At 67.0% G+C, this 2,590-nt stretch carries 1 protein-coding gene; it reads right to left on the bottom strand.

Features of this window, described 5'->3' with window-relative positions; genetic code table 11:
• A partial coding sequence (locus AWC12_RS27180; RefSeq protein WP_234814179.1) for an acyltransferase domain-containing protein occupies nucleotides 1–2,569 on the bottom strand: 2,569 nt, incomplete at its 3' end.
• Between the last annotated feature and the right edge of the window lie 21 nt (nucleotides 2,570–2,590).

The raw sequence follows: 2,590 nt of genomic DNA, 5'->3' as shown, positions 1-2,590 counted from the left end.
CAGCGGCAAACCAAGCCCGCAACAACGAAAGCGCCGCATGAACACCCACACGCGCCGCATCAGCCCGATGCCCCGCCGGCGTACTCACTTCCCACGCGACCGCACCGGGAACTGTTCCAGCTGACAGGGCGGTGAGATCGGACTCGACGCTGAGGCGGGTGATCGTCGACGGTTGCTTCGATCTAGTCGCGGTGAACTCGCTCCACTCGACGGCGAACAGTGGATCTGCCCCGGTGCCGACGAGTTGCTTGCGCTCAGTTGGCCGCACCACGAGTGAGTCGACGGTGAGAACCGGTGTCCCACCGTCGTCGATCGCTGTGATTGCGACGGTGTCTTCGGTGAGGAATTCGATCTGCACTCGTAGATGGTCGGACCCTGGACGGTGCAGTTGAGCACGTCCGATAAGGAACGGTACTGGGGCGCTGCCGTTTTCGAAGTTGGCCGAGAGCGGCTCGAGCGCCACGTGGAACGCTGCGTCGAGCAGCGCTGGATGGATTCCGAATGATTTCGCTGTGGCGGCGTCACCGGTCCCGAGTGCCATCTCCGCGTAGAAGGCGCCGTCGCGTTCCCATGCTGTGTGGAGGCCTTGGAAGGCGGGTCCGTAGTTAAGGCCGAGGTCGGGCAAGCGGTCGTAGAGGAGTGAGACATCGATGGGCTCCGTGCCGACAGGGGGCCACGCCTCCCGGGCTAAGGCCTCCGCTTTGACTGGGTGGCGATCGAACAGGCCCATCAGTCCGCTGGCGTGGCGTGTCCATACCGCGTCGTCGCTGCCTGTGATTCGTGAACTGATGGTGAGCGGATAGTTCCCGGCTTGATTGGCCGGGGTGATGGTGATTTGGAGGTCGACGGCGTCGTTGTTGGGGAGGATGAGGGGGGTTTCGATGATGAGTTCGTCGATGTGGGGGGCGCCGATGTGGGTGCCGGCGTGGAGGGCGAGTTCGATGAAGGCGGCGCCGGGGACGATGACGCGGTCGAGGACGACGTGGTCGGCGAGCCAGGGTTGTTCGGTCAGGGATAGGCGTGCGGTGAACAGGGTGGTGCCGTCGGTGAGGGTGACTGCGGCGCCGAGGAGGGGGTGGTGGGCGTCTTGGAGGCCGGCGGCGCTGAGGTCGCCGGGGGTGGTGGTGTGGGGGGTCAGCCAGTAGGTGCGGTGTTCGAAGGGGTAGGTGGGTAGGTCGACTTTGGTGGCGCCGCGGCCGGCGAACATCTCCCCGTTGATGGGGACGCCGTGAACATGGGCTTCGCCAAGGGACAACGCGAAGCGCTGCGCATCGTCCTCGTCGCGGCGCAATGAACCGATCACTGCGACAGCGTCATCGGCTCGCTCATCGTGGATTGTTTCCTGCAACGCCAACGCCAACACCGGGTGTGGGCTGAGCTCGACCAGAAGCGAACAGCCGTCGCCGAGCAGTGCGCGTGTCGCCTGCTCGAACAGCACCGGGCTGGCCAGGCTGTCAAACCAGTACTGTGCATCAAGTCGCGTGGTGTCCAGCAGGGCGCCGGTGGCTGTGGAGTAAAACGGGATGTCGCTTCGCCGTGGGCGTATCGGCGCCAAGTCGGCCAGCAGTCGTTCACGCAGCCGCTCGACTTGAGCGGTGTGTGACGCGTAGTCCACCGCGATCCACCGGGCCCGCACCTCATCGGCTTCGCAGGCCGCGACCAAGGCCTCCAGCGCCTCAGGGCTGCCCGCGACCACTGTTGACATCGGCCCGTTGAACGCCGCGATCGACACCTCACCGCCGAACTCGCTGAGCCGTCGCCGCAGGTCCTCGGCAGGCAAGCCGACCGATACCATGCCGCCCTTGCCGACCAATTCCTCGGCGATCGCGCGGCTGCGCAACGCCACGACCCTGACAGCGTCTTCCAGCGACAACGCCCCGGCCACATACGCCGCGGCGATCTCGCCCTGGGAATGACCGATAACCATCGACGGCGCAACTCCGTGCGCCTTCCACAACTGCGCCAACGACACCATCACCGAAAACAGCGCCGGCTGCACGACATCGACACGCTTCAACAACGCCGCGTCGTGCAGCGCCTCACGCAATGACCACTGCACATGCTCCGACAAGGCCTGCGCGCACGCCTGCATCGACTCGGCGAACACCCCGCCGGCCTGCCACAGTCCCAACGCCATCCCCGGCCACTGCCCACCCTGGCCGGGAAAGACGAACGCCGGCTTGCGCGGCCGCGCCCGCCCACGCACAAGACCCGGCCACGCTTGGCCGCCGGCAAGAGCACCGAGCCCTGCCACCAGCTCGTCACGACTGCCGGCCAGTACCACCGCCCGCTGCTCGAGCTGCCCTCGACCACGCGCCGTCGCCGCAACCTGCTCCACGGTGATCTCCGGGCGCTCCTGCACGTAGGCCTGCCACCGGCGCGCCTGCGCACACAACGCCGCCTCGCTACGGGCCGACACCACCACCGCAGCCGCCGCCGAGGCCCCGGCCACCTCCGCCGTCTCTGGCGAGTCCTGCGCCGGGTCTTGCGGGGTGACCGGTTCCTTGACCACCGGGGGTTCTTCGATGATGACGTGGGCGTTGGTGCCGCTGATGCCGAAGGAGGACACCCCGAATCGGCGTCGTCGGGG

Source organism: Mycolicibacterium iranicum (genome assembly GCF_002101705.1).
Taxonomy (GTDB): Bacteria; Actinomycetota; Actinomycetes; order Mycobacteriales; family Mycobacteriaceae; genus Mycobacterium; species Mycobacterium iranicum.
The sequence above is the reverse complement of the archived record's forward strand: the minus strand, read 5'-3'. Positions and strand labels throughout refer to the sequence as shown.